22 protein-coding genes are annotated in these 24,604 nt (G+C 41.8%); 12 read left to right on the top strand and 10 right to left on the bottom strand.

Features of this window, described 5'->3' with window-relative positions; genetic code table 11:
• The first annotated feature begins 23 nt into the window (after window positions 1-23).
• Window positions 24-1,031 (top strand): patatin-like phospholipase family protein, encoded by a 1,008-nt coding sequence (locus LEP1GSC192_RS19135; protein WP_020771615.1) that lies wholly within the window; start codon window positions 24-26, stop codon window positions 1,029-1,031.
• 108 nt (window positions 1,032-1,139) lie between these two features.
• Window positions 1,140-1,718 (top strand): TetR/AcrR family transcriptional regulator, encoded by a 579-nt coding sequence (locus LEP1GSC192_RS19130; RefSeq protein WP_020771550.1) that lies wholly within the window; start codon window positions 1,140-1,142, stop codon window positions 1,716-1,718.
• A 322-nt stretch (window positions 1,719-2,040) separates the two neighbouring features.
• Here LEP1GSC192_RS19130 and LEP1GSC192_RS19125 read toward each other — a convergent pair whose 3' ends face one another.
• The 3 genes from LEP1GSC192_RS19125 to LEP1GSC192_RS19115 all read right to left on the bottom strand — a co-directional run bounded on the left by LEP1GSC192_RS19125 (window position 2,041) and on the right by LEP1GSC192_RS19115 (window position 6,822).
• Window positions 2,041-3,954, bottom strand: a complete 1,914-nt coding sequence (locus LEP1GSC192_RS19125) for a long-chain fatty acid--CoA ligase (protein WP_020771560.1) — start codon at window positions 3,952-3,954, stop codon at window positions 2,041-2,043.
• A gap of 80 nt (window positions 3,955-4,034) precedes the next feature.
• The gene (locus LEP1GSC192_RS19120) at window positions 4,035-5,147 is read right to left on the bottom strand and encodes a helix-turn-helix domain-containing protein (RefSeq protein ID WP_020771584.1); all 1,113 of its coding nucleotides are present in this window, start codon (window positions 5,145-5,147) and stop codon (window positions 4,035-4,037) included.
• A 40-nt stretch (window positions 5,148-5,187) separates the two neighbouring features.
• Window positions 5,188-6,822, bottom strand: coding sequence for a glycerol-3-phosphate dehydrogenase/oxidase (locus LEP1GSC192_RS19115; protein WP_020771608.1), 1,635 nt, complete (start codon window positions 6,820-6,822; stop codon window positions 5,188-5,190).
• Between the two features lie 157 nt (window positions 6,823-6,979).
• Between LEP1GSC192_RS19115 and LEP1GSC192_RS19110 the strand changes: the two genes are divergently transcribed.
• Together LEP1GSC192_RS19110 and LEP1GSC192_RS19105 are read left to right on the top strand one after the other, a co-directional pair.
• The gene (locus LEP1GSC192_RS19110) at window positions 6,980-8,989 is read left to right on the top strand and encodes a SpoIIE family protein phosphatase (protein WP_020771540.1); all 2,010 of its coding nucleotides are present in this window, start codon (window positions 6,980-6,982) and stop codon (window positions 8,987-8,989) included.
• Window positions 8,990-9,121: 132 nt separating this feature from the next.
• Window positions 9,122-10,816 carry an FAD-binding oxidoreductase gene (locus LEP1GSC192_RS19105; protein ID WP_020771636.1) on the top strand — a complete coding sequence of 565 codons (1,695 nt, stop codon included), beginning with the start codon at window positions 9,122-9,124 and terminating at the stop codon, window positions 10,814-10,816.
• A 62-nt stretch (window positions 10,817-10,878) separates the two neighbouring features.
• Here the strand turns inward: LEP1GSC192_RS19105 and LEP1GSC192_RS19100 are convergent, their stop codons facing one another.
• From LEP1GSC192_RS19100 to LEP1GSC192_RS19090, 3 genes are read right to left on the bottom strand one after another with little or no spacing between them, the layout of a single operon-like run.
• The gene (locus tag LEP1GSC192_RS19100; protein ID WP_020771675.1) at window positions 10,879-11,643 is read right to left on the bottom strand and encodes an enoyl-CoA hydratase/isomerase family protein; all 765 of its coding nucleotides are present in this window, start codon (window positions 11,641-11,643) and stop codon (window positions 10,879-10,881) included.
• A 17-nt stretch (window positions 11,644-11,660) separates the two neighbouring features.
• A complete protein-coding gene (locus tag LEP1GSC192_RS19095) occupies window positions 11,661-12,488 on the bottom strand; it encodes a hypothetical protein (protein WP_052005258.1) in 828 nt (275 codons plus the stop codon).
• Complete coding sequence (locus LEP1GSC192_RS19090; RefSeq protein WP_020771666.1) at window positions 12,488-14,503, bottom strand: tetratricopeptide repeat protein; 2,016 nt, start codon at window positions 14,501-14,503, stop codon at window positions 12,488-12,490. Before LEP1GSC192_RS19090 ends, LEP1GSC192_RS19095 begins: the two co-directional genes overlap by 1 nt.
• Window positions 14,504-14,618: 115 nt before the next feature.
• Here LEP1GSC192_RS19090 and LEP1GSC192_RS19085 point away from each other — a divergent pair, with 115 nt between their 5' ends.
• Together LEP1GSC192_RS19085 and LEP1GSC192_RS19080 are read left to right on the top strand one after the other, a co-directional pair.
• On the top strand, window positions 14,619-16,067 hold the full coding sequence (locus LEP1GSC192_RS19085) for a hypothetical protein (protein ID WP_020771609.1): 1,449 nt from the start codon (window positions 14,619-14,621) through the stop codon (window positions 16,065-16,067).
• Complete coding sequence (locus LEP1GSC192_RS19080; RefSeq protein ID WP_020771610.1) at window positions 16,054-17,166, top strand: cysteine desulfurase family protein; 1,113 nt, start codon at window positions 16,054-16,056, stop codon at window positions 17,164-17,166. Before LEP1GSC192_RS19085 ends, LEP1GSC192_RS19080 begins: the two co-directional genes overlap by 14 nt.
• Before the next feature lie 157 nt (window positions 17,167-17,323).
• Here the strand turns inward: LEP1GSC192_RS19080 and LEP1GSC192_RS19075 are convergent, their stop codons facing one another.
• The gene (locus LEP1GSC192_RS19075; protein WP_020771619.1) at window positions 17,324-18,472 is read right to left on the bottom strand and encodes a deoxyguanosinetriphosphate triphosphohydrolase; all 1,149 of its coding nucleotides are present in this window, start codon (window positions 18,470-18,472) and stop codon (window positions 17,324-17,326) included.
• 122 nt (window positions 18,473-18,594) lie between these two features.
• On the opposite strand from LEP1GSC192_RS19075, the gene LEP1GSC192_RS19070 reads away from it, so the two are divergent.
• The 3 genes from LEP1GSC192_RS19070 to LEP1GSC192_RS19060 are packed head-to-tail and all read left to right on the top strand — an operon-like array spanning window position 18,595 to window position 20,339.
• Window positions 18,595-19,224, top strand: coding sequence for a DedA family protein (locus tag LEP1GSC192_RS19070; protein ID WP_020771566.1), 630 nt, complete (start codon window positions 18,595-18,597; stop codon window positions 19,222-19,224).
• Window positions 19,225-19,271: 47 nt separating this feature from the next.
• On the top strand, window positions 19,272-19,823 hold the full coding sequence (locus tag LEP1GSC192_RS19065; RefSeq protein WP_020771602.1) for an HNH endonuclease: 552 nt from the start codon (window positions 19,272-19,274) through the stop codon (window positions 19,821-19,823).
• The gene (locus LEP1GSC192_RS19060) at window positions 19,824-20,339 is read left to right on the top strand and encodes a hypothetical protein (RefSeq protein WP_020771574.1); all 516 of its coding nucleotides are present in this window, start codon (window positions 19,824-19,826) and stop codon (window positions 20,337-20,339) included.
• Here the strand turns inward: LEP1GSC192_RS19060 and LEP1GSC192_RS19055 are convergent.
• The 3 genes from LEP1GSC192_RS19055 to fliS are packed head-to-tail and all read right to left on the bottom strand — an operon-like array spanning window position 20,336 to window position 21,690.
• On the bottom strand, window positions 20,336-20,818 hold the full coding sequence (locus LEP1GSC192_RS19055; protein ID WP_020771640.1) for a molecular chaperone DnaJ: 483 nt from the start codon (window positions 20,816-20,818) through the stop codon (window positions 20,336-20,338). The two genes, LEP1GSC192_RS19060 and LEP1GSC192_RS19055, sit on opposite strands and share 4 nt — an antisense overlap.
• Entirely contained in the window at window positions 20,797-21,231 is a 435-nt protein-coding gene (locus LEP1GSC192_RS19050; protein ID WP_020771638.1) for a hypothetical protein, read from the bottom strand. The genes LEP1GSC192_RS19055 and LEP1GSC192_RS19050 overlap by 22 nt, the downstream gene beginning before the upstream one ends.
• 6 nt (window positions 21,232-21,237) lie before the next feature.
• Window positions 21,238-21,690: a flagellar export chaperone FliS gene (gene fliS / locus LEP1GSC192_RS19045; protein WP_036091165.1), complete on the bottom strand. Its 453-nt coding sequence runs from the start codon at window positions 21,688-21,690 to the stop codon at window positions 21,238-21,240.
• Between the two features lie 86 nt (window positions 21,691-21,776).
• On the opposite strand from fliS, the gene purN reads away from it, so the two are divergent.
• From purN to LEP1GSC192_RS19030, 3 genes are read left to right on the top strand one after another with little or no spacing between them, the layout of a single operon-like run.
• Complete coding sequence (purN, locus tag LEP1GSC192_RS19040; RefSeq protein ID WP_036091162.1) at window positions 21,777-22,403, top strand: phosphoribosylglycinamide formyltransferase; 627 nt, start codon at window positions 21,777-21,779, stop codon at window positions 22,401-22,403.
• Between the two features lies 1 nt (window position 22,404).
• On the top strand, window positions 22,405-23,946 hold the full coding sequence (gene purH / locus LEP1GSC192_RS19035; protein ID WP_020771547.1) for a bifunctional phosphoribosylaminoimidazolecarboxamide formyltransferase/IMP cyclohydrolase: 1,542 nt from the start codon (window positions 22,405-22,407) through the stop codon (window positions 23,944-23,946).
• Between the two features lies 1 nt (window position 23,947).
• On the top strand, window positions 23,948-24,580 hold the full coding sequence (locus tag LEP1GSC192_RS19030; protein ID WP_020771565.1) for a hypothetical protein: 633 nt from the start codon (window positions 23,948-23,950) through the stop codon (window positions 24,578-24,580).
• Window positions 24,581-24,604: the final 24 nt, after the last annotated feature.

Genomic DNA, 24,604 nt, shown 5'->3' with positions numbered 1-24,604 from the left:
TGACACAACCAATATGTAGGAAAATGAACCCCTTCATTTTCCTCGAAACTAAACTGAAAAACGGCATCCGGACCGCATGGCAAGAACTTGGGATCAAAAAGGAGATCGCACTTGCAATCGCAGGCGGCGGGATTAAAGCGTTTTATGGACTCGGCTTTGCATATACACTAAGGACCTGGGGTATAAAAATTAAAGAAGTATCTGGGGTCAGTGCGGGAGCCGCCATGGCCATCAGCACCTTATCCGAAACGGAAGAAGACAGTTCGAATTATTTCCAAGAACTGACCAAACGAAATCCTAAAAACTTTTATTGGAATAGACTTCTTAGGATCAGCGCTCCCTTCCCTCATCATGGTATAGCAAGACGAACCGTAGAATATTGCCTCAGATTTTCCAAACTCATCTCAAAAGCCGCAAGGATCAGGATCCATACTGTGGAAATCCCGAAAGAAAGTCTGGACAAAAACAAAAAAGGCCAACCGATACAAAGGATACTTTTTGCTAAGGCAGCTTCCGTTATCCGCGCCTATTTTAAGGATGAAACCTTAAGAAGAAAGGGAGAACAACCTTTCGAAGTATTAAAAAGAATGAAAGACTGGGGATGGAGAGAAAAAGTTTTTACGGAGAAGGACCTAACCGATCCGGAAACGACCACCCAGATCGTAATGAATTCCTGCTCGGCTTTCCCGGTTTTGCCTCTACAAAGTTTTAATGGGAATTATTATCTGGATGGCGGATTAACCAATAATCTTTTACTGGAAGACTTCTCCCCTGAACTGCCGAAGATAGGAGTATTTTACGAACCTACAACCTTAGTTGGAAAATCCGCTTCCGTCCTATCGGATACCTTGCTTGTTTCCCCGGGGGGACCATTTATTGAACAGGGATTTGATTATACGAACCCGAACCTAGTAAGGTATGCATTTGAAACAGGGCGGAAAGATGCGGAAGAACAAAAGGAAAGGATCTTAGGTCACCTAGACCCAAACTGGAAAAAACACTTGCATTCTTTTTTCGAACAAATAAAATAATTAACTTGCTCCTCAAAAGAAGATGGGGATGATCCCCTTTCCTTCTCCAAGGAACCTTAGAACTAGCGAAAACGAAAAAATAGAAAACACTCTTCAGGACAGAAGGAAATGCCCAAAATCGTAAACCACGAAAAATACAAAGCTGAGATTCTCTCTAAATGTGTGGATATTTTGGCCAGGCGAGGGTATTCGGCTGTTTCCATGAGAGAGATTGCCACAGAATTAGATGTTTCCACCGGAACCCTTTACCACTACTTTTCCACGAAGGAAGATATATTTAAGGAACTTGTAAAATTCGTACTGAATAAGGACATCGAAGAACTACAGGTCTATTCCAAAGGAGAAGATAACCAAACCATCGAAAAAAGAGTAGAAGCGCTCTTCACGATGGTAAAGGACAGAGAGACCTATTTCCAAAATCTTCTTTATATCATCTGCGACGTTTCTAGATTAAAAAATCATGAAGAAGAAAAACAACTGATCGCAGAAGCGATGAAAGAATACGTAACCATCATCACAAAACATTTAGGAATTACGAATCCGAACTTAAACAGACTTCTAATCAGTATTATTTTAGGGACTGTAGGTCAAAGGATCGTGGACCAAGAATCCATAAAATTAGATGAGGTAGCAGAAGTGGTGAAAGATTTTATGGGAGTGGTCCTGGCGAACACGTTCACTTTTTAAGATCTAAAGAGGAACCAGTTGGGATTGTAGAAGTATCTACATTATAAATAATTCACTGTTTGTTGGAATTCCAACAAAATTTCGTTTAAAAAATTGGTTCCACAAATTAAAAATATATGATATAGGGGCGAAGCGCTCCCACGAGCCACTCCTCGCCACCCAAAGCTAGGTGCCGAATACGATACAACTTGTTTGATTCAAACTTTAGCTTCGCTATACTCAGCTACCCTTCGGGAATCCTCGCTTCCTACGGGTCGCGAGGATTGGGTAGGGGCAGCTCTTTCACCACTGTAGGAACTCCTAGAGTGAGCGACAGAATATCCTATCTTAGAACTTCTTCTTTTTTACCGGAATATATATCGGCGATAAGTCCCGCATATTTATCAGTCACTACGTGACGTTTTACGGAAAGTTTTGCCGTAAGTTCGTCTCCGGTCTCAAAAGGTTTAGGTAATAATCTAAAGTCCACTACTCTTTCAAAAGACTTAAAACCGTTCGTAGCAGAGATGGCACTTTTGATCACTCCTTGGATCTTTACTGCACATTTTTTTTCCTCTTCCGCCGAGCTGAATCCAACTCCCGGTTTAAAATCCGGGAAAAATTCAGGATTCGGAACGATCAATGCGGAAAGATACTTTTGATCCTGACCGATCACCATACATTGTAATATGAATTCGGACTGGCTCAGAATATTTTCGATCGGAACAGGCTCCACATTTTCCCCTCCGAGAAGAACGATGGTTTCTTTTGTTCTACCTACAATTTTCAAACAATTATTGTAAGTCATCATTCCTAGGTCTCCGGTATTGAACCATCCGTCGATCATCACCTTACGAGTATTTTCCTCATCATGATAATATCCGGACATGACCTGATCCCCTTTTACATGGATCTCTCCCTTGATTCCATATCCTTTAGGCCCTCCCTCTTCCGTAGTCCAGAGTATCTTGGAAGTATTCGGATCTACAACACGGAGAGAAGTTCCCTTATACAGAGGCCCTACCGTTCCGATCACTGCTTCATCCAAGATACGAACTGATATCACGGGAGAAGTTTCGGTGAGGCCGTATCCTTCTAAAACCTGGATACCTATCGCGTTAAAAAATTTATCCACATGGATAGGAAGAGCTCCTCCTCCGGAAACAGTCCCCTTCAATTCTCCGCCCGTAGCTTGTCGGATCTTACTCAGAACGATCAGATCCAAAAGAGTAGCCGGCAGTATATTCAAAATATATTGTAGAAGTTTGAATATTCCCACGAAGAAAGAAATCAGTGAATTTCTTCCGGTCAGATCCAATTCTCGAAAACCTAGCCAACGTTTCGCGGATTGAATATTCGAAGAGAAGAATAGTGCCGCATGAAATAGACTCTGTTTTATACTCGAAGACTTAGCGATAGTCGCATATATCCCTTGATATACACTTTCCCAAAGCCTCGGTGCGGAAGCCATAAACGTAGGTTTTACTTTTTTTAGATCTTCTTTCAGCGTTCTCACGGAAGAATAATACGTACCCGCTCCGAAATAGATACATACCATCTCGAACATCCTTTCAAAACTATGCCAAACTGGAAGAATAGAAAGTATCCTCTCTCCCGCAGACAGTTTGATCGGAATCCGATTGATCTGAGACATGATATTTTTATGAGTTAAAGGAACTCCTTTAGGACGACCCGTTGTTCCGGCGGTGTAGATCAAAGTAAAAAGATCTTCCTCCTGGATCTGAGAAATCCTTTTTTCCATTTCTCGGTTGCCTTTATCTCTTAGTTCTTTTCCCCTTTGGACTAGATCCCAAAATCTAAGTTCTTTGCCCGAACCCTTCGCATTTTTGTCTATTAGAATAATTGTATTTACGTTCTGGATGGCGCTTTGGTTTTGATAAAGTTTTTTAAGGACCGAATCGTTTTCTGCAAATACGATCGTGGACCCGCTATGGGGAAGAATATGGTTGAGATCCGAATCTGTAACATCCGTTCCTCTCGGAACGTCTGCCCCACCCGCCATCACAATCGCATAATCGGTGATAATCCATTCTAAACGGTTATCTGAAAGAACGGCAGCATGTCCCTTATACGGAAATTCCAATTCTATAAGTGCGGTCCCGAGTTGTAATCCTAACTCGTACAATTCCGAAAATCCTACCGAGTCGAATTCCCCCGAAGAATTTTTAGTCAGAAACGCAGGTCTTTCCCCATATTTATTTTTGGACGATTGATATAAATCGGCAAGAGTTTTCATGCCACCTCCTAGAGTGGAGGAAAGTATAGTGCTCGTTCTGAACTTTGTCGTCCTGGCGTATAACTCAGGACGTGTGGATTTTAAAATTTTAGAGATGCTTTGTATAATACGGCTGTTTTTCTAAATTCGCTAGGTGTAGAATCCGCAAATTTCTTAAATGCTTCATTGAATGCGGATTTGGAATTAAAACCGACGGATTCAGAGATCGCTAAAATGGAACGGTCCGGATCTTCTAAAAGTAGAACCTTAGCTTCTTCCACTCTCCAAGAATTGATATAATCCGAAAATTTCATGGCCAAACGTCGGTTTAAAAATTCCGAAAGTTGGTGGTTGGTGAGTCCCAACTCTTCCGCGAGTTGGGAAAGTGTAAGATCCTCATCCGCATAAACCTTCTCCCTTTTCATCAATGATTCCAAACGATCTTTGATCTTGGATTCATCCATTCCTTTCAGTCTGGATTTTTTATAACGGACTTCTCGCAAACTTTTCCCAACGAATCCGAGCCAATTCGGTTCACGTTGAGAAAGTAAAAAGCCTAACACCAAAAGAACAGGAAGACTGAAAATACTCTCTTTAACAAATTCTATCCTTCTTAAAATAGAACCGGTAAGTCCCCAGAAGATCACAAAACAAACAAGACAAATGAAGAGTAAAAATATTCTTCTGGCTCTTTCTTCGTTTTCATCCTGCTCGGAGCTAAATAGATAACTTCTGTACATCCAAAGCAGCGGTAGAAAGTAGGATAAAATCGAAATTTTAGGAGTGATCTGCAAAAAAGCGAGAATACTGGAATAACTTCGAGCTTGGGTGATCTCTTGTAATGTGCGCAAACGGAATTCTTCCCCACCTAACCAGAACGGTAAAAGTAAAATTATACAGAATAGATTGGGTAGAAAGTGTAGAAAGAGCTCTCTTTTAGAAACTTCGAGTCCAAGTAATGTGATCTGAAAATGAATGTAAAGAAGCGGTGCTATTCCCAATGCAAAAGGAATATGGATCCCGTATAGGAACGGATACTTGCGCACTAAACCGGAAAGAAAAGTTGCACCTCCCACAAGCCAAAGAGAGGAAAAAAACATGATTAGCGCGGCTCTCGTCCTTTCCCCCAAAGAAGCCGGAGAAAGTAAGATCCCTAAAGACCAGATACAGCCAAAGGCTGCTCCAAAAACTAAATAACCGGTTTCTAAATCCATGGAACTACTTAGAGATATCAGATTGAAACTAGATGAAAAGTCAAAAATGATATCTTGAAAGTATCTCCGAGGTTTCCGCCTTTTTGCGAGCAGGGTTCCAGCCCAGCGTTTTTCCTAATTCCTCTATCATTCTATTCATAGATTCCATAGGAGGTGCGCCAGGAACTCCCACTCCGGATCTACGGAAGAAGAAATCGGTCCCCTTCTCTATTTTTTCCTCGGACGCAATATAACGGATCTCTGCCGTACTGAATTTTTCTCCATTATGAAGGGTAAGAGACTCGTCGTTTGCTTTTTGGTATTTAAGAACTTCATAAGCTAAACTTCCATATCGAGCGCCCAAAGTTTCCAGGTATTCTCCGGAAAGTTTTGGATATTTTTTACTAAGCCCTTTAATTAAAGAAGAAAGATCTGAAAATTCTCCGGAAACTAGGGGTACTTGATCGGTTTCGCAAGGTAAAAATTTCCCTGGCAAATACTCGCATAGTTTATCCGTGATATTCTCCGCTAAATGTCTACTTGTCGTATATTTTCCGCCCAACGCTGTGAAAAATCCGGGAAGTCCTTTTTCTTTATGATCTAAAATTTCGGTTTTACGGGATGCATTGTAAGTGTCCGATTTTTCGCCCGGATCTTCTACCAAAGGTCTCATACCGCCGTAGTAAAAATCCACGTCCGATTCAGTTAAATCGGTATATCCGAAAGCAATATTAATTTCTTCTAATAGACCTTGGATGTCCGATCTGGTGACCTTAAATTTATCGGGAGAATCCGAGAATACGGTATCCGTTGTGCCGATAATCGTCTTTCCTCTCCAAGGAAGAACGAACATATGTGTTTTGTCCCTTTTTTTCAAAACGATTGCCTTGGAAACGGTTAAAGCCCGAGTTACGATATGTATTCCCTTGGATCGGACAAGCACCTTGTCCATTCCGACCCCGGCCAAAGATTCCACAAAATCCGCCCAAGGACCTGCGGCATTCACTACAGTTTTTGCAAATACCGGATAGGTTTTGCCGCCTCTTTTGTCCTTTAAGATTGCCTGGTAGACTTCTCCTTGCTTCGAGATCGCGACTAATTCCGTATAATTGAGAGCAGTTCCCCCTTTTTTTTCAGCGGAGAAGATGAACTCACATGTATGTCGTTCCGGATTCATGTTCTGATAATCGTAATATAAAAATCCACCTTTGAGTCCTTTTCTAGGGAGACTTGGCGCTTCCATCACAACTTCTTCCGGAGATAAGGATCTGTATTTAGGGATCCAAGAATCCGAACTAATATCTCGATTTCTATCGTACGAAAAATAATCGTACATCCTGAGACCTATATTTGTGATCCACTTTTCAGGATTAGAATAAACCGGAATAATAAAGCCTAGGGTCTTGAGAGCGTGAGGACTGATCTTAGCGAGTATCCTTCTTTCTCGTAAGGACTCTCGGACCAAACCGAACTCTGCATTCTTTAAATATCTTAAACCACCATGGATCAATTTGGAAGTGGCCTGAGTGGTCCCCGAAGCAAAATCATTTTTTTCCACCAAAAGAGCCTTTAACCCGCGTAAGGTGGCATCCCACAAAGTAGTGGCACCTGTTATCCCTCCCCCCACCACTAGAGTATCGAAAACTTGGGAAGAAATCTGAAAAGATTGAGTTTTAACGTCTTTCGTTTTGGCCATAGATTCACAGCTTGGAATCAAGAACTCGGTCGGTCAAGACATTAGAAATTATACAAGTTCTTTACTCCAAATCAGTAGATGATATTTTTTGCTTAGACCCGGTTCTTAATTCCCAATTATTTAAGGGACTTGAACCGAACGGAGTTCGATTCAATAGATGTCATATACTTCCTCCCGGGCAGGTAGTCTTCCAAACAAATGGAATTCTGTTCTAGGTTTTTTAAAAAAAGACCCGGATAGAGACGTATATGAGAATCAATATGCGGAAGATCTAAAACGACAAACGCGCAGCATCCAATATCCGGGTGCAATACTTGCCATCTTCGTTTGGCTGGGTTTCGCATTCGGAACGGACCAAAAATTACATCCAGAATTTCCGGAACTATTTTATTTTCGGATCGGCTTCTCCTTAGTAGGTGTTCTTAGTTTAATCTTTCTTCTTTTGGACACTTTATTTAGGATCCCTACCCGCAAATATAGTTTAGAAATGGCATACGTATATATCGCCTATCTATTACTTTGTACATCCTTTTTTACGGGTAGAATAGCGGACGATCCGAATTACGTATCAGGCCTCCAAATAGCATTGATCACTATCGCGTTCGTTCCACTTCCCAAAAAGTCGTATTATATTTTCCTAATACTTTCTATTCTAACTTTTATAAGTTCTATCCTGATCTATTCTCCCAATTTAAGCTCTCCTCAGGCCGCATATTCGATGCAAAACCTGGGGATCGCATATCTTCTCACACTTGTATTTTCCGTCATTTTAGAAAGATACAGATTCGTAAGTTTCGTAAGTAGATTTAAGATCCAGGAAAGTAATAAAGAGATCTCCGAAAAAATGTTACAGATCCAAGCATTAAAGGAAAAGCAGGATGGAGATTATTTTTTAACCGCTTTACTTCTTTCTCCTCTGATCAAACTGGATAATTCCGAAAATTCGTCGGTCAAAGTGGAATTCCTACTGGATCAGTTCAAAAAATTCTCCTTCAAAGAAAAGGAATATGAACTTGGCGGGGATTTCTTAAGCGCCTACATAATTAATATCCGAGATAGGGAATATACCGCATTCATCAACGGGGATGCTATGGGAAAATCAATCCAAGGTGCGGGTGGCGCCTTGGTTTTAGGTTCCGTATTCAATTCTATCATTAGTCGAACTAGACTTTCTCCCGAGATCCAATCCAAGTCTCCGGAACGCTGGCTAAAAGAAGCATTCATAGATCTTCAAAACGTATTCGAAACATTCGACGGATTTATGCTCATCTCCGCCGTTTTAGGGATCGTCGAACATTCCACGGGAGCGATGTATTATATCAACGCGGAACATCCTTGGCCTGTTCTTTACAGAGATGGAAAGGCTATGTTTTTGGGATCGGAATCCAATATTCGTAAATTAGGGATTTCTGAAATGTTCGGGTCCAAAATACGGGTCCAAACTTTTCGTATGCTCCCCGGAGATACGATCTTCTGCGGATCCGACGGTAGGGACGATCTAGTCTTAGAAGAGGATTTTTCCGGTAAAAGGGTAATGAACGAAGACGAAACGGTCTTTTTAACCTCGGTGGAAGAAAGCGGCGGAGAATTAAAAACGATCCGAAGATCACTGATCAGCAGAGGAAAACTTTCGGACGATCTAAGTATATTATCTATTTCTTATAATCCCTCGGTAAACCCGTATTTAGAGGACAAAAAATCCATTTCGGAAGCGGAGTCCGCTTTTCAAAAGGGAAATACAAAGGAAGCAATACGTATCCTGGAAGAAAGTTTACATAGATCGGGGATAGTTGGGGAACGTTATTTTCCTCAAGTAGCCAAACTTTTGTCCAAATGGTACGATAAAATATCCGATTTCAAAAAAGCGGCCGAGTGGGCGGAGAAGTCCCTTGCCTGGGATCCTTCTGAAACTGAACTTTTATTCTATTCTTCTATCCTTTGGAAAAAGGTTTATACTCAAAAAAAAGACACTGAATCTTTGAAATCCGCAGCGGAGCTAGGAGAAAAATTAAGAGTCCGTTCTCCGGACCATTTTAAAAATTTGATCAACCTGTCGGATATTTATAGATTACTCGGCAATTCTTTACGGGCCAAAAAGTTATTGGAAGAGGCATCCATTCTTTCTCCCGATGATCCAAGGATCGCAGAGTTGAAAAAACGTCTTTAGGCTTACGTTAGAATAGCGGTGTAGGAGTTCCTACATGTGATATTTGATCAACATTGAATATCCTTTTTACCTTGCCCTCTGGAAAGATTCGTATTTATTGGAAACGTTTTTAATTAATCGGAGATAAGACCTATGTTCTACCACGAGCTCAATCCCAAAATCGACTATTCCAGATCCAATCTTAGATGGAATGCCTGGGGTGCAAACGATCAGGACTTCGGTAGAAAGGCGCAGATGCCAGAAATTCTCAAACTTCTTCAAAGGGAATTCAAGTTAGATTCTATCCGCGAAACTCCTGCCGTTTCCTTAAAAGATATAAAAATTCCGAACAGTAAATTAAGTCCGAATGATATCAAAAACCTAAGCGCAATCGTAGGTAAAAATAATTTTAAAAACGATAGATACGAAAGAGTTTTCCACTCTGCCGGCCGTAGCTACTACGACGTTCTCAGACTTCATTTTAATACTCTCAAGTCTTTCGTGGATGGAGTGGTCTACCCCAAAAAAGATTCGGAGATCATTAAAATTTTAGAATATTGTTCCAAGAATAAGATCACAGTTATTCCTTTCGGCGGAGGATCTTCCGTAGTGGGCGGCGTGGAAGTCCTGAAGGGAAAAGGACAAAAAGCTGTAATTTCTTTGGATATGACCGAAATGAAAGAGTTGGTATCCTTCGATCCCATCAGCATGACGGCCACATTCCAAGCCGGGATCTATGGACCCAAATTAGAATACGGCCTGAATTTAAAAGGTTATACTTTGGGCCATTTTCCTCAGTCTTTCGAATATTCCACATTGGGTGGATGGGTTGCAGCTAGAAGTGCGGGACAACAATCCAACCGATATGGAAAAATAGAAGAGATCCTGAGTGCAGTAAAATTGATCAGCCCAAAAGGAACAGTAGAGACCCTAAGAGCGCCGGCATCTTCTATCGGACCCGATTGGAACCAGATCATAGCAGGTAGTGAAGGCCTTTTAGGGATCATTTCAGAAGTTACTGTCAAGATCCACAAGATCCCTGAGACTAGAAAATATTTCGGTTTAGTATTTCCGGACCTACTTTCCTCCATCAATTTTATCAGAAAAACAAATCAAGAAGAGATCAAAACTTCTATGATGAGACTTTCGGATGCGAATGAAACAAGACTCTATGAGTATCTGGGAGAATTAGGAAAGACGAATACACCCATCCGCAAATTCAAAAAATTCCTGCAAAATTCTTATCTGAGAGCGGCCGGAATAAGAGATAATAAATGTGTGATTTTAGTGGGACTAGACGGATCAAGGCAAGAGGTAGATCATTCTTTCCAAGGACTTAAAAAACTCTGGAAAAAAGGCGGAGCGATCTATGCGGGAGAAAAGCTGGGACAAAATTGGATCCATAGCAGATACAATATGCCGTTTTTAAGAAATCATGTCATGCAGCACGGAATGGGTGTGGATACGATGGAAACTTCCAGTACGTACGATAAGCTGGAAGATCTGCATAAAGCGGGGATCGAGTCCCTACAAAATTCAATCCCCGGTTCGATCGCTATGTGCCATTTATCTCATAGTTATCACGAAGGAGCTTGTTTGTATTATACGATCTTATTTCCGATGGATGCGAAAAAACCGGAAGATCAATGGCTTAAAATGAAAAGAGCCGTTTCGGATACATTCACTTCTTTTAAAGTCCCGATCAGTCACCATCATGGAGTCGGTTTCGATCATAAAAAATGGTACGAGTCTAGTTTAGGAAAACCTGGGATTGAAGCCCTAAACGGATTAAAAAAAGTATTGGATCAAAAGGAAATTTTGAACCCTGGGAAATTATTCCATTCTTAAAAATACTTCGATACCGGGACCCGATATCGGACAAGCCTGGGAAAAATCCCAGGCAATTCAGTTCAAGTAAAGACTGGGCGTCTTCTTTCTAGAATGGATTTCATTCCTTCCTGTCCGTTTGCGCTAGCGATCGCTTGTGCCAAAAGCTCTACATCTCTTTTTTCTAAAGTATCCGCAAGCAAACGTTGGGAATCCCTAAGAGCAATTTTCACGCCAACTACGGATTCCATTGCCATGTCTTGGAATTGAGAACACCATTTTCTGGCTTTAGGAATTACTACTTCCGGAGTGGCAGATTCTTCGATCAGTCCTACCTCTACAGCCTCATCAGCTTTTAAACCTCTTCCGCTGTACAATAAGTCTCTTGCGGTTTTCATTCCGACTAGATCTTTCAGAACGGTTCCGGCAGTGGACGGGAAATTGATACCGATCAAAGATTCAGGAAAACCTAATCTTCCTTTTTTTTCCACAAGGATTCTATAATCGGAGAATATAGCAATCACCGCTCCCACTCCCATTGAGTGACCGTTCATTGCACAAACCACAGGTTTAGGAGAGAATAAAACTTTTCCGCAGGCACCTAATGCTTCTCGAAGTACTTCCTTGATCTCTTCCAAGTTTTTACCCACGAAAATTTCCGGATCGAATCCGTTGGAAAAAAACTTATCGTTCCTTCCGGAAAGAATGATGGATTTTACGGATCTATCGTTTTCCGCTTGTTCCAGGACTTCCCTAAATTTTCGAAAAAATTCCCTGCCTAAAGAATTGGTCTCGTTTGTTTTGATATAAAGTTCTAAAATATGACCGTTTTTTTCCACGTCCAACATATTCACTTTCCTTAATATTAAAATCCGAACAACATTTCGTTCAATTTATCAATGCGAGATACTTTTTTCATCTTGATCTCGATACGATTTTGATCGGCTCCATCCGCTCTGGAAACGATACGAGTGATCGTTGTTTTAGGAGGAAATTCAACTTCTCCTTGGACACTCGTGACTGCTTTTACGTTCTTCCCGCTGGAATCCCATTCCACGGAACGAATACCATTTTCCGCAGTGTAGTAAGTCCATTCTTCTCCCGGTTTTCTGACGAGCACAATTCCATCGTTCGGCTGAACGAGCGTCCATTGTGGCTTGAACAATTCCGCATTTCGATTGGATAGAAGATAATAGATCACCGGAAAAGGAACTACTGTCTGCTTTCTGGTATTCGGATCGGAAAGTATAATATCGTCCATGGCCTGTTCATGTATCTTATCCACGGAAACCGTTTTGATACGGATCGTTTGCCCGTCGCTGAACACTTTAGAAACGCTGATCCCGAATAATTGATCGGTCAGTTCTATCTGCATTTTGCCTGACGGCTTATCGTAAAAAATCTTTCCCGCCAAAGAGAATACGTCCTTTTTAGGAAAAAAATTCTGTATCCTTATATCGAACTCTCCCGTATAAGAAGTATTCGATTCTTCTAATTTACGAAGCGCTTCTAAATATTTGGAACCTTCCTTGGATTTTGCGCTCCAAAATTTTATTTTTCCCTTTTGACGAAAATTGATCTCTTCTATATCCGTCGTCACACAGGATTGGAACAATAGAATAAAAAAGTAAAGTGATCCGAATACAAAGATCCGGTTTAAATGGTTTGTTCTCAAAACAGTCCTCCCGGCCATTATGATTTATTTGAGACCGGATTCGTTCTTAACCTCTCCAATTTTTCCCGAATTCGAAGTTTGTCTTCCTTCTTTTGAAAAAGAGTTTCCGATTTTTCCCAGAATCTTCTGGCATCAGCAAATTCTCTTCTTTCATGATGAACATCGCCTAAATGTTCACAGATAGTAGGATCATATTCGTTTTTATCCTGTAAAATTTGAAAGGCAAGATTCAAATGTAAAAGAGCCTCATCCACTCTTCCCTTTTTGTAATAGATCCAGCCTAAACTATCTTGGTAAGCCTCGTTATCGGGAGCAAGCTCCACCGCTTTTCGGATGAGATCAAGTGCCTCGTCCAAACGGATTCCCTTTTCGGAATAATGATAACCTAAGTAATTATATGCGATCGGATTTTCAGGATCTAACTCCATAGACTTACGAAGGTCCGCTTCCATCTCCGGGATCCTTCCTAATTTTTCCAATGCAGAAGCTCTATAAAAATGATACACGGAAGATTTAGGTTCCAATCGGATCGCTTGTTCGAACGCCCCCCGACTCTCCTCCAATTTATCGGATTGGAATAGTACGATCCCTAAAAGATAGTACGCATAATGATTGTTCGGATCATTTTTGAGAATATTCTGTATGATCTCTTCCGATTCCTGGACCTTTCCGGGAGGATTTCCTCTTAGCAAAAACGCCAAATGTAATTCGTATTTTTTAGAATCCTCCGGTGAGGGAGTATATTGGATCGCTTTACGAACCGAAATGATGGATCTAAATACGGAACCGGATTGTTCGTATACGCCCGCTAAAAAGTCGTATTGTTCCGCAAGAATGCGAGGATCTAGTTTTTCTTCTTCCGTGATCTTGATCGATTCAAGGAGTAAAGTTTCCGCAAGGGTGGTCAATTGGGATTGGAGCGCAATGGAGGCGACTTCTACCAATTCTTTAATATATTCCTTTTTATTAATATTTGGATCTCTTTTTTGGATCTCCAAAACCCCGAGGCGTATGGATAATCGTTTGGGAAATTTTTCTTTTAAAGGAAAGAGAATACGTCTAGCATCCGAATATTTGGAATTTAGTACCGAATAAAGCCCGAAAAGGACCCCGTCCTTATTCAACTTTCCTTTCTTTTTTAGATCCTCGAAATAACCCGCCGCCATGGATCTACTTTCTATAAAGTACATTTCCCCCAACATCAGCTCCACGGAAGAATTTCCTTGGATCTCCTGCAGAATTCTTTGCAGTTGTTTTTTTGCTTGAGAAAACTTGCCTAGCTGGTCCAAAATTTTCGCGAGTAAAAATCGGATTTCCCAGTTTTCAGGTTTCATCTCCAAATAACCGGAAATATAAAAGAGTGCCTTCGTATTTTGGCCTAAAGCGAAATACGTCTTTCCTAGAGATAAATAAACGAATTCGGGATATTTAGGATTGGAATCTTTTTGTTTGATCAGATCTCTGAGAGAACTCAAATACAAAACGGATTTTGCATCATTCTTCAAAGCAAGCTCGGCAGAACTCAATAAATAATAGAAATCAGGATCTTCCGAAAACTTACTCAGATGAGTTTCTAAATAGGTCGCAGCCTTTTCATATTCTCCGCTATTTAAAAGAATGGTACCTTTCAAAATATAGGATTCTCTAAAATATGGGTCTGACTTTTCCGCCAAGTCCAGTTCGGAAACCGCGTCCTTCCACTGTCCTAAATAATAATGCGCCAACGCCTTATTCCAACGAAACACCGCGGAAACAGGAGATCCTACGGATTCGGAACAACGGATATAATCCTGGAAATTTCGGACAGCTTCTATGATCTCTTCTGTTCTTTCTCTTCCTTCCGAATTCCTGGCCTTATTCAAACTCTCTAATCCGAGAGAATAATAATAGGCCGGCCACACGGCTCTTGCCCTTCCGGAAGAATCGGTGTCCCTACATACGAAAACGGTGTTTGTATTACGGGGAGAAGAAAGTAAGGCACCTGCATCCAGAAGGGATACCAGAAGGATCGGAATAATGCTTGCGTGTTTCATAATCCCCGGACTTGTATAGGGTTTGGAATCGAAAAAAGCGAAATCTTCACTCTCTCTACTCTCAAGCGAGGGACTCTATTCGTCTAACGAATTTTCCGGAACTTAAGGAAAGAAATTGTTCAGCATTCTTAAAGAAAAGAAAAAGTTATTCTTAACACTTTTGTTGATTTGGACCCTGGCAGCGATCTATATCTATCCCAGGAGATTTCAAATTTTACGTTCCTTCGCACTTTGGTTGGAACCTACCGTCCTAAATCCTTCCCTTTCCGCAAAATTGCAGTCCAAGGGAGACGATCTATTATCTGAAAAAATTGAATATAGACAAATTGAACATTATCTCCGAACGGACCAACTGTCCAAAGCCTGCGTACGTGCCTATAGAATAGGGAAAGAAGGTACAGGAGATATATTCAGGATCCCAAGTTGGATGGAAGCAAAAAACCAAGGCTGGACCATAGAAAGACTTGCAGATCCTAGTGAGAGCAAATTTTCCACGGGAGAAAAACCTGTGGATCCGTACGATTATTGGCAAAAATTCTACAAAATCCCTCTGGAAGCATTAGACTATTATAAAAGAGCCTTAAATTATAATCCTTTCGATGGTTATAATTCTCCGTCTGCCCAAGCTTCTCTTGAAAAAAACAAACCAGAAATTGCAGGCAAAAGTCTTTTGGAGAAGATCCGAATTTCCTCTTTTGCGTCTTGTCGTCCGGAAGAAGCGATACTTGCACATTTCCAAGCCATCCAAAGGATAGAAGAACTCGTATTCGAAAAATTGAAAGAGGCTAAACCGGTTTCCATTCCTTGGTGGAAACGAATCCTGAATTTTTTCAGTTTCAGTTGTAATAAGGAAGAAGAAGAGAATATAACGGAGGATCTTCCGAAAGAGATCCGTATCTGGAAAAAGATCGGCGAGTCCCAATCGGACCCGATCGTATTTTCCTCCGATTATCCGGATACGACTACATTAACCGCGAATAAATACAAAACTCTATTATTAAGAACATTGGAATTGCTTAGACTTAGAACGGACGAATCCCATCCTTCTCTTTCTCCGGAAGAATCCGTTTCCTTATTTACGAGAGTATTATATTTCTCCTGTTCCAAAAGAAATATACCGGCGGAAGCAAAGTATTGGGGAGTAAGTGCGATCGCAGCGATCCCTTGCGAGCCAACCGATACGGAAGGAGCCAAAGTATTTTATTCCAACTTGAACAGAAATGCTCAGCTATTCTATAGATTGGGCGATAGGGATTCCAATTATAGAAAAAAAGCGAAAGATATGTTCGAGTCGGTATATCGCTCTTCTGCGACGGATTTAGGCGTAAGATTCCAGGCAAAACTTATGAGAGTCCGATGCCTATTGCATGAATCCGATTTCGATACCGCCTTAAAGGAATTGGATGCCTTGGATACCGAAGTTTATACGGTGGATCCGAACTACAGGAACGATAAATCCGGTTACGAAGAACTGATCGAAGATAAAAAGAAACTATTGCAGTACACTCTTCGTCGAAAAGGAAGATACGAAGAAGCAGACGATATTTTCGATGAAAAGAATTAAATACTTCGATTATAATGCGACCCATCCTCCTATTCCAGGTTTATTAACTAAAGTCTTACAGGAATACGAAGAAGACTTTTTCAACCCTTCCGGGCCTACCCGATTTTCCTTAGCCAGACAGGGCAAGATCGAGGAAGCGAGAAAAGTTTTAGCAAAACTCACTGGAAAAGATCCGAAAGGATTCGTATTCGTATCTTCCGGAACGGAAGCGGATTATTCCCTCGTATACTTTGCGAAACAATTTATCAAAACTACCGCCTATCTTTCTCCTTTCGAACATGCCGCCCTGTATTCTTCTTTTCGAAGTTTAGGAATTCCTTATAAAGTATTAAGCGCCGATAAATCCGGACTTGTTTCCCTTTCCGAATTAGAATCTTATCTGAAGGATGAGCCGGGTCCCGTATTTGTACTTCATGCGGGTAATGAAACAGGCGTAATCCAACCGATCGAGGAACTTGCGGAAGTTTCCGCTAAATTTGGAATGCCCTTTTATTCCGATCTTATCCAATCCTTCTCTAAAATCCCAGTACCGTTTTCCGTTTTAAACGGATTTACATTCTCCGGTCATAAAATCGGCGGAGGACTCGGATCTTCCGTTTTATGGTTCGATCCGAAACACCTACCGGAAGGAGGAGTATTCCAAGGAGGGAATCAGGAGAATGGACATAGGGCCGGCACGGAAAATTCTCCTTCTATTCTAGCTCTGGCAGAAGCGGCCCAGATCCAATTCGCAGAAATGGAGAATAAGAATAAAAGACTGGAATATTACAGAAATAAGATAGAGTCCAAACTCAAAAGTATGGGAGCCGAAATTGTAGCTGAGAATTCCCCCAGGCTTTTTTCCACAACGTTTGCCCTACTTCCTCTGGACGATCTGGACTTCTTTATGATGGGAATGGAAGAGAAAGGATTCGCACTTTCCACCGGATCTTCCTGCAAGTCCAGGTCCAGAGAAGCGGCGCCTTCTTTATTGGCAATGGGATATTCGGAGGAAGAAGCTTTGAGAGCGATCCGTATCTCCACCGGTCTATACACAACGGAAGAAGAAGTCGATTCTCTTCTTATCGCTCTGGAAGAAACGATCCTTTCTATTCGATAAGAAAGTAATCTAAATTACATTAAAATAACCTGGAGTGAACTTTTTGCCTGAGAGCGAAGCCAGGATGGCGAAGCGACCCGGAGGTTTGCACAGGATGTGCAAGCGAAGGGGAAGGCAAAGAGTTTACTCCAGGAATTATAACAGTTTTTAGGAACGCTCACTTCCTTAGACTAGATGCCATTTCTTCCGCGTATCTATCCGTCATTCCGGCTACATAGTCGCATACACATCTTTCCAGGCCTTCTTTCTCGATCCTTCTTTTGTACGTTTCCGGAATGGAATCGGGCTGCTTTCTAAAATGAAAGAATAATGTTTCTATAATATCTCTTCCTCGATCGCTTGTAACTATAACGGAAGGATGTCTATAAAGTGTTTTGTATAGAAAAGATTTTAATTCCCGGACCTTCTCTCCATAAGAAGGTTCGTACGTTGCGATCCTTTTTCCTTCTTGGTAGGCAGTATTCAGATCGGAACGATCCTGGATTTTCCAATCGGAGATCCTAGATTCAACGGTTCTGATCATATTAGAAACCATACTATTGGTCAATTCTCGGATCACAGTTCGAACGAATACTTTTCCATCCAGTTTCGGGAATTTACCTTTTACCATATTGGAGGTTTCCGCCCAAAGAGAAAGTGAGTTTAGATCTTCCGCTTTCAAATAGCCCATTTCCAAACCGTCATCTATATCATGACTTGTGTATGCGATCTCGTCCGCGACATCCGCACATTGGGCTTCTAAACTTGGGCCCTCATCCTTTCTTTCCTTTCCTAAATTGGAACCGCCGTATTCCGCTCCATGTTTCATCATACCTTTTAATGTTTCTTTGGAAAGATTTAAACCCGGAAATTCCGGATAACGTGTTTCCAATATGGTGACGATACGAACGGATTGTTTATTATGTTCGAATCCGCCGAATTCTCCCATTAGATCGGAAAGCATATCCTGTCCTGCGTGTCCGAAAGGTGTATGTCCCAGATCGTGAGCGAGTGCTATCGTTTCCGCAAGTAAAGAGTTGAGTCCTAATGCGGAAGCGATCGTTCTGGATACTCCGGCGACTTCCAAAGTATGAGTGAGACGATTACGATAATTTTCCCCTACCGAATAAACGAAAACTTGGGTCTTATATTGTAGTCTTTTGAATGCACTAGAGTGAACGACTCGATCCCTATCTCTTTGAAACGGGATACGGTATGGGTGTTCTTCTTCTTTGTATTCTCTTCCACCGGTTTCGTCGTGTAAAACTGCATAACCCGCTAATAGAGAATTTTCGGCTTGGATGATTTGGTTTCTGTCTTTTTGCACCTGAAACCAATTTGGAACGTAAAAAGACTTAAAAGCAAGCCAAACAAATCTAGTTTTTCGATTCCCATTTGCCCTGGAAAAGTTTCACTGGTGGAATCTACTCGGAATAGATAGAAGCATTCATGGATCTAGTCAATATCCCGGATTTAGTAAATTTTTTTTCCCGCTTTGGGAATGAGTTCGCTTACTTAGCAGTTTTCTCCACTCTGATTCTCTGTGGTTTCGGTCTTCCGGTTCCTGAGGATATCTCCCTGGTTTCCGGTGGAGTTTTAGCAGGTTTAGGATATGCGAACGAACATGTAATGTTCGGTGTTGGAATGGCAGGAGTTCTCGTAGGAGACGGTTCCGTTTTTTTACTCGGAAGGATTTTCGGCGAGAAAGTATTACGAATTCCTTTCATCGCAAAATTTTTGACCCCGGAACGATTTTCCAAAGTACAAGAAAAATTTTCGAAATATGGGAACTGGGTCGTATTCATGGCGAGATTTATGCCCGGTCTTAGGATGCCGATCTATCTAACGGCAGGGACTTCTGATCGTATCTCCTTCTTTAGATTTTTATTTTTGGATATGTTTGCCGCTGCGATTTCCGTCCCGATCTGGGTATATCTTGGACATTACGGCGCAAAAAATTTAGATCAGCTCAAATCTTGGGTCCACCAGGGGCAAATTACCGTTTTTGCTTTATTAGGGATTCTTGTGTTAGTCTTGGTTCTATATTTCACGATCAAAAAGAAACGGTCCGAGAATTAATACTTTTACTCGACATAATTTTATGAATCTATACTGTTTGGTTAGATATGGATGTTCTAACCCAACCTGTGTTGGTGCTGAACGCGACCTATGTCCCGGTTGCGATCCGAACGGTCAAAGACGCCGTTATTCTTCTCATCCTTAAAAAAGCGGAACTCATCAAAGACGAAAAAAGCCACTTTATCAGATCCGAAAAACTGAAACTTTCCACTCCTCGGATCATTCTGCTCACAGACTATTATAAGGTCCCGAAACGTAAGCATAAACTCTCTAGAGAAAACATATTTGTCCGAGACGATCACGAATGTGTGTATTGCCGACGCAAACTTCCTTCTTCTAAACTCACCCTGGATCATGTGATCCCAAAAAGTCGATGGGAAGAGATTCCCAGGGAAAAAAAACCGAAAGACTATCATACTTGGGAAAACCTGGTCACGGCATGTAGGGATTGCAATAGCAAAAAAGGAAACAAACTTCTGCAGGAACTCAAGTGGGATGTACCGGAAAATCGATCGACAAACAAGAGACGTTTTCCACAATTTTCAGTATCCACCCAATTGGTCGAAAAGTTCGGCTGGGCGGACTATATACGCATCTAAATGAATCTTTTTTTATCAGGAAGAATGTTTCGATTCTTTCCTTTCTTACTTCCAATTCTATTCTTATTTTCTTGTTATAATTATTCCTCGAATCGGATCGTAACCACACCGCCTACTTTGGTTGGGATTACTTTGATCGGTACAGGAGTATACGAACTCAGGTTAAGGGCAGGAAACCCGGAAGCTTTTTTTAGCGGATATACTTTGTATTCGGGAAATACTGCGGACGCATCCAGGAATCCTTCCGATTTTTCCTCCGGAAAAGAATGTGAACTTCCCTTGAATATGCTTCCAAATCAGCCAAGAGAATATTCCATAGAAGTAAATCCGACGGATGGGCCTCTTGCGGTCCCAGGCCCTGGAGAAAACACGAACCGCGTTTGTAAGATTATCGCTACACTGAATTCAGGCGATTACGTAACTCTAAGATCTTCCGTGATCTCCTTGGACTTGAACAGTGGCACAAAGGACATTTACGTATTCTCCATGCCTTCGAATACATTACAGGTTCCTTAATCTTTAAACCAGACGTTTATTTTTTTAAGAGTAGTTTCCGTATCTTCTTTCCAGATACTTTTGGGATATTTTTCCAAAAACTTTCCTAATTCTTTTTTAGCCTCTTCCAATTCTTCTCTTAAACGTAGAAGTGCAGGATTGTCTTCTTTTTTTAAGTATACCGGATTACCGTCGGTGAACTGGAAATATTTTTCGATCGCATTTGCGGCCTTTTGTTTGGCTAGTTTATAAAATTGGAATCCTTCCGGATCTTCTTTAGAATTTTCTAAAATTACAGACGATTCGTTCCCGAGAGAAGCAAGAAGAACGTCCCTAAGTTGGACCAACTCCTTAAACAGAAGATCCGTCTCATATTCTCCGGAATCCGGATGATATTTCCGAGAGAGTTCACGGAACCTGCTCCGGACTAAATTTGCGTCGAATTTTTTGGGGAGTCCGTAAAAGTCCAGGGCACGGCTCAGCAGGTCCCCGTCTTCCAATCCAATTTCCTATGAGCTAGGAATTTTTTAAGTTGGATCTTGGATTGTACCAAGTTCAACTCTTTACGATATTCCCGCAGAATAATCTCCATCTTTTCCCCTACTTGGGAATTCAAATCCCTGGACTCTTCCAATTTTTGGAAAATCGTATCGGAGAGTCGAATAATTTCCAGGGTCTGAGGGGAAGATTCTTCTAATTGTTCGATCTTGCGGTCCAGTCGTTTCATCTTTTCGACCAGATCGGAATTTTGCAGCTCGAGTTTCGCCGCACCTTCTCCATCCTCAAAATCTAAAATTTGCAATTGGCGTTTTTGAAGTTCTATCAGTTTGTTCAAAAAGGAGATTTTCTCCCCATAGAGTGAGGAAAGTTTTTCTTCCATGGAGTTTAGACTTTTAGAGACCTTGCCCGCCATTTGTGTTTAACCTTGGAGGGAAAGACCGGTTCCTCTTGAACCGGCGGTTGGCAATGGGACCACGGAAGAAGCTTTTTCCTTCTTTTCAATTTCTTCCCAAGCAAGTTTTAGATCTTCCAGATATTTGATGATTTCGGAAAGGATCTCACTGTCCTTCTTCATATTCGCTTCGAGTAAGCGCTTTTTAATATAAACATAGATCCCAAGCAGATTGTTTGCAACCTCTCCCCCATTTTCCATGTTCAGGGCGAGCATCAGCTCGGTCACGATCTCTTGGGCTTTCAGGATATGATTGTTCACCACGTCGTACTTGCGGGGTGTATTATTCTCGATGGCAACGTTTAGGAAGCGGATCGCTCCTTCATATAACATCACGATAAGCCGGCCCTGACTCACAGTAGAAATTTCATTGGATTTATACTGTTCGACGGAGGCCGTCGATTTTCTAGCAAGTGACATGTGTCTCTCCTGAAATACTTTTCGACAAAATTCCGGACCGCCTTAACGTGGACTGGTAATTCTTAGCGTATTGGATGCGAAAATTCTTGGCAAGTCTGATTCCCAAACCGAGAAAAAAGCTTGTCTTTTTGGCTTCTGGGCGGGGAAGCAACCTGGAAGCTGTCCTTCAGGCAATCCAAAAGGGCAAAATCCCCGCAAATCCCGCATTTTTAGTCACAGATAACCCTGAGGCGCCTTCTATCCAGATTGCCGCCCGCCAAAATATTCCAGCCAAGATCCTGGATTGGAAGTCTTATCCCAAAAAAGAAGAGTATCATCGCGAACTGTTGGAGTTCCTACAAGAGAGCTCTCCGGATCTGATCGTGGCCTGCGGTTATATGAGAATTTTAAAGCCGGAAATTATCCGAGCCTTTCCAAACAGGATCATCAATATTCATCCTTCTCTTCTTCCCTCCTTTCCGGGTCTACATGCTCAGAATCAGGCATTCGAGTATGGAGTGAAGATTGCGGGCTGCACGGCCCATTTTGTGGACGAAGGTGTGGATTCCGGTCCTATCATTTTGCAAGGAGTTGTTAAAATCGAGGAAGGAATGACCGAAAGAGAATTGACTCTTGCCATTCTCAAAGAGGAACATAAAATCCTGCCACTCGCGGTTCAACACTTCTGCGAAGATCGGCTCTCCATCAAAGACAGGAAGGTCTCAATCCTCTAGCATGATCAAAATCACTCGCGCCCTCATTTCAGTTAGCGACAAAACAGGACTTATCGGATTTGCCAAGTACCTGGAATCCAAAGGAGTGGAAATCATTTCCACAGGCGGAACCCTAAAAACACTCACCGAAAACGGAATCAAAGCCATTGCAATAGACGATTATACAGGGTTTCCGGAAATTTTAGACGGAAGAGTAAAAACTCTCCACCCAAAAGTCCACGGCGGACTATTGGGAGTGATCTCCAAACCCGAACACAAACAGAAGATGGAGGAATTAAAAATTCCAAAGATCGATCTGGTGGTTGTGAACTTATATCCGTTCGTGCAGACCGTTTCGAAACCGGGAGTTCATCTGGACGAAGCAATAGAGAATATTGATATCGGCGGACCTTCTATGATCCGCTCCGCGAGTAAAAACTACAGACATACTGTAGTAGTAACGGATCCGAACGATTATAAAACAGTGGAAGAATCCATGAAGGTCAATGACGGCTCCGTGGATGCTGACACTTCCTTCCTTCTTATGAGAAAAGCATTTTCTCATACTGCGATGTACGATACTGCGATCTCTTCTTGGTTCAATAAGCTTGCAGGGGAGAAGTTCCCGGATATCTTAAATCTTTCCTTTACCAAAAAACAAAAACTAAGATACGGAGAAAATCCACACCAGGGCGCCGCTTTCTACGAACCTTTATTTACCAAGAGCGAATTTTCTCCTCTCCAAGGAAAAGAATTATCTTTTAATAATATGTTGGATTTTGATGCGGCATTCCATATTTCCGCACTTCTTCCGGATAATACGGTTTGTATCATCAAACATTTGAATCCTTGCGGGATCGCTTATGCGGACGATACTCTAGAAGCATTCCGTCTAGCAAAAAGAACGGATCCTATTTCCGCTTTCGGCGGGATCATAGGGATCAAGGGAACTGTAACCGGAGAATTGGCGGTTCTCATAGGCGAAACTTTTGTCGAAGGTGTGATCGCTCAAAAGTTCGAACCTGCCGCTCTGGACTATTTCTCTAAAAAACCGAACGTTCGTCTGATCGAGATCCAAAATTTCCAAGAAGCATTGGACGAAATGGATCTAAGACCGATCCATCACGGGATTCTTCTACAAGACAGAGACTATGCGACCATCACCGAAAAAGATCTAAAGATCGTTTCTAAAAAACAACCTACGGAAGAAGATATCCGAGGTCTGATGTTCGCTTGGTCTACCGTTAAATTTATCAAATCCAATGCGATTGTTTATACGGAAGAGAACGCTACGCTCGGGATCGGTGCCGGACAGATGTCCAGAGTGGATTCGGTCCAACTCGGTGCGACTAAGGCTCTAAATGTAGGACTTTCCGTTGTGGGTTCTTATGTGGCGAGCGATGCCTTCTTCCCTTTCAGAGATGGGATAGATGCAATCGCAAAAGTAGGAGCGAAAGCAATCATCCAACCCGGAGGTTCTATCCGGGACGAAGAAGTGATCAAGGCGGCTGACGAGCACGGATTGATCATGGTGTTTACCGGCATGAGGCATTTTAGGCATTAAGATGGAATTTTTTCTCTACCTGATCTATTTAGTGATCACGTTAGTGGTCGTTTCTCTGGGAGATTATTATTTTCGACTCATCTATTTAAGCGGAAAGGATACTTTCGAAAAACAGGAACTTACGGATTGGGCGAGAATTATTCCTTCAAAGATCGTTTCCATTTTTGAATCTGCGGGGAGTCTGCAATATGGACTTCTCGCATTCGGACTCTCCGCTTTTTTCGCGTATGTCTGGACTTTAACCGGAGGGCTAATCGGTTCTCCTCATTATACGGATTCCTTTGGAAATTATTTCTTTCTTTCCTGTATCATGCCCGTGCTTATGCTGGCCTTCTACTCATTTATCTCTTCCGAAATTTTAAGAGCGGCTAGGATCTCTCGGAATAGCGGAACCTTTCTCGCAAGGCTACTTAACCAGGAGGTTCCTTTACTTACCGGGATATTTATCTCAGTAATCGCCTCAAATCTGGCAGTTTACGGCCTTTATCATGAAATTTCCTTTTTATTCGTTCTTCCGAACGTTTTGATCCTTCTCGTTCTTCTTATCTTGAGATGGAACGGAAAGGTGAAATTCGGGGGAATTCGAGTGGACAGAGAGGAAGAAGAGGCAGAGGATTTAGGGGAAGATTCCTAATTCTTGTTCGGTCTTCTGCCGATA

Source organism: Leptospira sp. B5-022 (assembly GCF_000347035.1).
Classification (GTDB): Bacteria; Spirochaetota; Leptospiria; order Leptospirales; family Leptospiraceae; genus Leptospira_B; species Leptospira_B cinconiae.
The sequence above is the reverse complement of the archived record's forward strand: the minus strand, read 5'-3'. Positions and strand labels throughout refer to the sequence as shown.

Coding starts and splice junctions, on each gene's coding strand:
- LEP1GSC192_RS19090 (WP_020771666.1), bottom strand. CDS start 14,503: ATGAAACACGCAAGCATTATTCCGATCCTTCTGGTATCCCTTCTGGAT.
- LEP1GSC192_RS19135 (WP_020771615.1), top strand. CDS start 24: ATGAACCCCTTCATTTTCCTCGAAACTAAACTGAAAAACGGCATCCGG.
- LEP1GSC192_RS19070 (WP_020771566.1), top strand. CDS start 18,595: ATGGATCTAGTCAATATCCCGGATTTAGTAAATTTTTTTTCCCGCTTT.
- LEP1GSC192_RS19095 (WP_052005258.1), bottom strand. CDS start 12,488: ATGGCCGGGAGGACTGTTTTGAGAACAAACCATTTAAACCGGATCTTT.
- LEP1GSC192_RS19105 (WP_020771636.1), top strand. CDS start 9,122: ATGTTCTACCACGAGCTCAATCCCAAAATCGACTATTCCAGATCCAAT.
- LEP1GSC192_RS19060 (WP_020771574.1), top strand. CDS start 19,824: ATGAATCTTTTTTTATCAGGAAGAATGTTTCGATTCTTTCCTTTCTTA.
- LEP1GSC192_RS19125 (WP_020771560.1), bottom strand. CDS start 3,954: ATGAAAACTCTTGCCGATTTATATCAATCGTCCAAAAATAAATATGGG.
- purH (WP_020771547.1), top strand. CDS start 22,405: ATGATCAAAATCACTCGCGCCCTCATTTCAGTTAGCGACAAAACAGGA.
- LEP1GSC192_RS19120 (WP_020771584.1), bottom strand. CDS start 5,147: ATGGATTTAGAAACCGGTTATTTAGTTTTTGGAGCAGCCTTTGGCTGT.
- LEP1GSC192_RS19080 (WP_020771610.1), top strand. CDS start 16,054: ATGAAAAGAATTAAATACTTCGATTATAATGCGACCCATCCTCCTATT.
- fliS (WP_036091165.1), bottom strand. CDS start 21,690: ATGTCACTTGCTAGAAAATCGACGGCCTCCGTCGAACAGTATAAATCC.
- LEP1GSC192_RS19065 (WP_020771602.1), top strand. CDS start 19,272: ATGGATGTTCTAACCCAACCTGTGTTGGTGCTGAACGCGACCTATGTC.
- LEP1GSC192_RS19110 (WP_020771540.1), top strand. CDS start 6,980: ATGTCATATACTTCCTCCCGGGCAGGTAGTCTTCCAAACAAATGGAAT.
- LEP1GSC192_RS19115 (WP_020771608.1), bottom strand. CDS start 6,822: ATGGCCAAAACGAAAGACGTTAAAACTCAATCTTTTCAGATTTCTTCC.
- LEP1GSC192_RS19130 (WP_020771550.1), top strand. CDS start 1,140: ATGCCCAAAATCGTAAACCACGAAAAATACAAAGCTGAGATTCTCTCT.
- LEP1GSC192_RS19030 (WP_020771565.1), top strand. CDS start 23,948: ATGGAATTTTTTCTCTACCTGATCTATTTAGTGATCACGTTAGTGGTC.
- LEP1GSC192_RS19100 (WP_020771675.1), bottom strand. CDS start 11,643: ATGTTGGACGTGGAAAAAAACGGTCATATTTTAGAACTTTATATCAAA.
- LEP1GSC192_RS19050 (WP_020771638.1), bottom strand. CDS start 21,231: ATGGCGGGCAAGGTCTCTAAAAGTCTAAACTCCATGGAAGAAAAACTT.